Origin of the sequence: Maribacter sp., assembly GCF_049667165.1 — a bacterium.
In the GTDB taxonomy this organism is placed as follows: domain Bacteria; phylum Bacteroidota; class Bacteroidia; order Flavobacteriales; family Flavobacteriaceae; genus Maribacter_A.
Map to the genome: position 1 here is coordinate 1 of NZ_JBATHS010000150.1, position 5,526 is coordinate 5,526.

At 43.6% G+C, this 5,526-nt stretch carries 3 protein-coding genes and 1 pseudogene; 3 read left to right on the forward strand and 1 reads right to left on the reverse strand.

What is annotated here, in order from left to right; all coding sequences use genetic code 11:
• The 3 genes from WBM98_RS07730 to WBM98_RS07740 form a co-directional block, all read left to right on the forward strand.
• On the forward strand, positions 1-442 hold a 442-nt coding region (locus WBM98_RS07730), incomplete at its 5' end, for a DUF4861 family protein (RefSeq protein ID WP_424365448.1).
• A 246-nt stretch (positions 443-688) separates the two neighbouring features.
• Positions 689-3,595, forward strand: a complete 2,907-nt coding sequence (locus WBM98_RS07735; RefSeq protein WP_424365449.1) for a PEP/pyruvate-binding domain-containing protein — start codon at positions 689-691, stop codon at positions 3,593-3,595.
• A 1-nt stretch (position 3,596) separates the two neighbouring features.
• Positions 3,597-4,850, forward strand: a complete 1,254-nt coding sequence (locus WBM98_RS07740) for a serine hydrolase (protein WP_424365450.1) — start codon at positions 3,597-3,599, stop codon at positions 4,848-4,850.
• On the opposite strand, the pseudogene WBM98_RS07745 reads toward WBM98_RS07740, so the two are convergent.
• A pseudogene (locus tag WBM98_RS07745) lies at positions 4,837-5,526 on the reverse strand (hypothetical protein); the annotation flags it as partial. The gene WBM98_RS07740 and the pseudogene WBM98_RS07745 overlap by 14 nt on opposite strands.

A 5,526-nucleotide genomic window follows, 5' to 3' on the forward strand; every position in this document is an offset into this window, starting at 1 on the left:
GGATGCCGCAGGAACCAAAATATCCGAAGAAAAAATGATTTCCTTGGACTATGGCAGCAACCTCTCCAGATTTGAGATTATACTTAAAGGAACCGATACGATTTCCGCAGGCCTTACCCTACACGAAAATAAAGGGGAAATCGGAATAAACGAAAAAAACGGTTGGCTCAGTTATTGGGAACCCCATGAAGACTCCGAACTCGGTCTGGGTATTGTTGTGCCTGAAAACACAATGGTAGGCTATGAACATTATCTAACCGATAGAAAGGATGAAAGCAACCTGTTCGCCCATATTCAGTTGAATACCGAATCCAAAGTGGCGTACTATGCGGGTTTTGGATGGAAAAAAAGTGGACAATTCAAGTCGAAGAAAGAGTGGGAAGCATATCTCAATAAATTTTCGGAATGTTTGAAAAATCCGCTACTTCTAACAATCAATTAATGTAACGTGTCTTGAACGTGTAAAGAACGAATGTATGGATAAATCCATAGGTGTTGGCAACATTCATTTTTTCAAGTGTCATTCCATACAATGGCGTAGTGGCACTGCTTGATTATTTTTAAGTGTATTACGGATTGGTTCCCACCGATTGGGGCAACGTATTCTGGTGGCTTCATTAACTTTCCGAAATTCGATGTACAGTATTGACAGCATAGAATTATATTTGTGCCATAATTATGCTACTTTATGAAGAATCGGAATGTTGTCTTTATTTTCTGCGTATTGGTGTCGATCGTGGTTTGGAGTCAGAAAAAGGAAAAAGATGAAATTACCAAACTAATTACTTCCATAAAGGAAGATGTTCGTGGACCCTACAAGGATATACGGTGGTTCTGCACCGATGGTAGTATTCGTGCCCCCAAAGACCCTTGTCCGGATAATATTGGCCCAGGGGTACAGCATGCCCGTTATAAGGATGCCGTAGAAGCCTTGGGCAAGACCAATCATGTGTTTTTAGGGCAAATTCTGGCCTATACCGACAAGAAGGCCTTTTGGGATGCCGAAAATGACAATTCGCGACTCAAACAATATCAAATCGAAAAATATTTAAAAGGAATCGATGATGGTTGGGTCCTTCAAAAGGGACAGTATTACCGGGGATCTATTCAAGCGGAAGACGAGCAGGCATGGGGCATTGAATTTTATCGTTGGCTGCTTGAAGATGATGATGCAATTTCCAGGAACTATTTTTTAATACGGCAATCATTAAAAGATGTGCCCCATAACAACGATGATAATCTGGCACAACTGATGCGCAGCCAGTCAAAGGTGATTTCAGATGTGTACCTGCCTTTTATGGATTTACGGGTAAAAATACATAGCCTGCCAGAAGTCGGGGATATCAAAAAAGTGGAGGATTTCAATAAAGGCAATGCGTCTAAATTGACAGCCGATCTAAAATCAAAATTGGATGGTCTGTTAAAAACAATGCGCGATTTTCATAAGCCTGTGGATATGGTCTCTCTTGCAACATTGGCGCCTTTGGCCAAAGGTTCCAAAATTGGCGAGACGTTAAATAACTTCGCATCCAATTCAAGTTTAATGACTAACAAGGCGCTATTGATAAAAGAGGCGTCGGAATTGTTGTTCGAGGTACGCAAAAGTCTATTGGAAACCAAAAATACCCAAGCGCGTTTGCAGTTGCTCGATGTTTCCCTAAAATTGGAGGAAATCGTTTTTAAGAATGCCCCGGAATGGGAAACCACGACCCTTAACGAACTTTTGGAAAAAATTTGTCATCTGGGGATGGCGACCGCCGGTTCGGGATATATAGAATTATGGGAATGGGACCAACTTGCTTCGAGTTTGGCTGCCTATGAAACCAAAGAAATGACCTTGGGCGAATTGACCCATGTATTGAAGCGTGCCCGAGCAGAAGTAGAATGGAGTGCCAGCATGGTCAAGGCCAACTATGAGGATGTCCTTAATGAATTTATTGGTTTTGAACCCTTGGCGGCGGGTTTTATAGATGATAAGATTCGGGGATCCGTGGCCTTGCATCTAGGTCAGGCCGTAGGGGAATTGGGCGATTTTATAGCCAAAGAATCGTCATTGACCAATAAGGTCGTAGGCTTGAGTAATCAGAGTTCGGTTCGCGGGTTGAATCCGGGATATGCTTTTGGTGAGTTGGTGGTCATTGCCGGAACTCCCGATGATGTTGAGGTCGCTTCCGATAAGATTTATGTCTTTCAGCGGCCACCCTCCGATTTAAAACCCGTTGCCGGTATTGCCACGGTCGCAGAGGGCAATATGGTCTCACACGTGCAATTGTTGGCCCGTAACCTCGGTATACCGAATGCCGCAATTTCTGACCAGAATTTGCAGGAATTGAAAAAACTGGAAGGCCAAAGGGTTTTCTATGCGGTCTCCAATAACGGTAATGTTATTTTAAAACCTGAGGCACAAATGACCGCTATAGAACGCGGTTTATTTGCCAAAAAAGAACGTAAGGAAGAACGAATCGAAGTGCCGGTAGGGCAGATTCGATTGGATGAAACCAGGGTGCTTAATATGCGCTCGGTAGATGCCGGTGATTCTGGAAAACTTTGTGGACCAAAAGCGGCGAATTTGGGACAATTGAAAAAAATGTTCCCAGATAATGTCGTCGAAGGTCTGGTAATCCCCTTTGGGATTTTCCGTTCACATATGGATCAGGAAATGCCCGGCCAAACAGTTTCGTATTGGACTTTTTTAAACGATATGTTCAAAGAAGCCAACAACATGCATACACAAGGGGTGGATGAAAAAGAAGTGGAAAATTACCAATTAAGACAATTGGAAATCTTGAGGGATGCCATCAAACAAATGCCTTTGAAAAAGGCTTTTATCGATGATTTGGAAAAAGGATTTACCAGTGTGCTAGGCAACAAATTAGGAGAAATCCCGGTTTTTCTGCGCAGTGACACGAACATGGAAGACCTTAAGGATTTTACGGGAGCGGGGCTCAACCTTACCATTTTTAATGCCGTAGCGCGTGATAAGATCATTGATGGCATCAAAGCCGTTTGGGCCTCGCCCTATACCGAACGCAGCTTTAAATGGCGGCAGAAATATTTATTGAATCCTGAGAACGTATTTCCCTCTATTTTGGTAATCCCTAGTGTAGATGTTGATTATTCAGGGGTCCTGATAACCAAAGATATCAGTTCGGGCAATGAAACAGACTTGACCATTGCGTTTAGTCGAGGCGCTGGGGGCGCAGTCGATGGGCAGGCCGCGGAATCGTACCTAGTGCGTGAAAATGGCAGTTATAGTCTGTTGGCTCCAGCCCGTGAGAATGAATACAACAGGCTTCCAAAAACAGGGGGTACTGAAAAACAAACAGCTACCTTTCAAGAACGGGTACTCAAGGAAAAGAACATAGCCGAAATTTTGGATTTGGCCAAGACCATTCGCATACGTATTCCCAAGGAAACCAAGTCGGATTACAAGGGGGCATATGATGTTGAACTGGGTTTTCAGAATGATAAACTATGGCTCTTTCAGATTCGGCCCTTTGTGGAAAATAAGAAAGCCTTGAGTTCTGATTATCTGGAATCCATAACACCGAAAATAAATCTGGACAAGAAAATAGCATTGTCCGAAAAAATATAGCATGAAGCGAATTATACTGATACTTTTAGGCCTGTCATTGATGGGATTTGTCATGTATTACCCTATCGATGGATACGAACGCACGGGCATCAAACGCCTGAAACGATTGGAACTCATAAAAAGCGGTGAACTCAAGGATGCCGCTACACTTCCGATAGGTGCTATGAAAAATTGGGATGAAATCGAGCTGAACCTCGTAGGGCGTAAGCAAGATAGCACAGGCAGTTTTTTTACGGTCGATGAGGCATTTCAAAAAGACATCAGTGGTCTTTTCAGGGGGTTGGATCGCAGTTATTCCCTTACGATATTGGATATTTCCGACCCTTACAATACCCGGTATGCCCAACGCAATGAGTTATTGGGGTATCAACCGGGCAGTGTTGGTAAATTGGCTGTACTGACTGCATTGTTCGATCAATTGGCAAAGATTTATCCTGACTCTTTTGAACAACGTCTTGAACTCTTACGCAACAAATCGGTCAAGGCTGGGGTTTGGGGGCTTACCGATGAGCATACCATTCCCATTTACAACATCGAAAAGAAGACCTTGGTGAAACGGCAAGTGATTGCCAGTGACGTCTTTACCTTATTCGAGTGGGCGGACCACATGCTATCCGTAAGTAATAATGGGGCGGCAAGCATAGTTTGGCGTGAGGCATTGTTGATGGCGGCATTTGGCGAGGCTTATCCCGAATTGACCGAAGAACAGGCAATGGCCTATTTTAAGGAAACACCTAGAAAAGAGTTAACCGATTTGAGCAACGATGTGGTCAACCTTCCGCTTCGGCAATTGGGTATAACCCATGACGAATGGCGTTTGGGAAGTTTTTTCACGAAAGGGGCGAACACCTATGTGGGGGACAAGGGTGGTAGCATTGGTACACCCCAAGGGTTGATGAAGTTTTTGGTACAGTTGGAACAAGGCAATATCATCGACGAAGCCTCAAGTCTTGAAATGAAACGTTTGATGTACATGACCGATAGACGCATTCGCTATGCGCAAAGCCCTGTATTGAAGGAGGCCGCGGTCTATTTTAAATCAGGCAGTCTTTATAAATGCGATAGGAGTAAGGGGGAAGCCTGTGGCAAATATATGGGCAATGTGACGAATTTCATGAACTCGGTCATTATTGTAGAGCATCCGGATAATTGTACCTACATGGTGGTGTTGATGACGAATGTGTTGCGAAAAAATTCGGCCTCGGATCATTTGTATCTGGCCTCGTCAATAGATAAGATCATCAAGAAAGGCTAGGGGCAGTGCCCATTTCCCGTAATGCATTTTCTGCAAAGGTTTTGATTTTTGCGTCTTCACTTTGGGCCAAAGGTGTTAATAAGGCCATATATTTTTGGTCCCTTTGTTTTCCAATGAGAAAGAGTACGGCAAGATTCAGCTTTACATCGGGTATTTCCAATAGTTGCTGAAAACATTCCAATTCTGATGGAACGTTATGTTTGATCCGTTGGATGGCTTCCTCGGATGAAACATCCATAGTGGCTTCTTCAATGATCGGAAGTAATTTCTGTTTTAAGTTTCCTGTGAGTAGGTTGTCCAGAAAATCCAAGGCATTGGCCCTTGCCTCCTCTTTGGGACTTAATAGACCTTCATAGGCAATCTGCACATCGCTTTGCGGGAATTTCAATCCCAATAATTTGAAAATCCTCTCCAAACCGGTATCCAAACGTCGTTCCAAAAGATCCAGCAATGTAGCGCGTGCCTCTCGTTCTTCGGGCTTCACCTCCTGCCCTGATTTTTTACGGTTGCGGTACGAAACGATGATTTGGGTGTGCATTGACGACATCGTATGATGGTACAGTTTACACTCATCATATATTCTTGAGACCACCTTAAAACGATTGAATTTAAGGTTCGGTTTTTCTTTCCGAAGTTCACTCATTGCCCTTACGACCTCAATACGCACGCTAAGGTC

What these genes read in the sequence shown, in the direction of transcription:
- WBM98_RS07740 (WP_424365450.1), top strand. Translation starts at nt 3,597, where the DNA reads ATGAAGCGAATTATACTGATACTTTTAGGCCTGTCATTGATGGGATTT.
- WBM98_RS07735 (WP_424365449.1), top strand. Translation starts at nt 689, where the DNA reads ATGAAGAATCGGAATGTTGTCTTTATTTTCTGCGTATTGGTGTCGATC.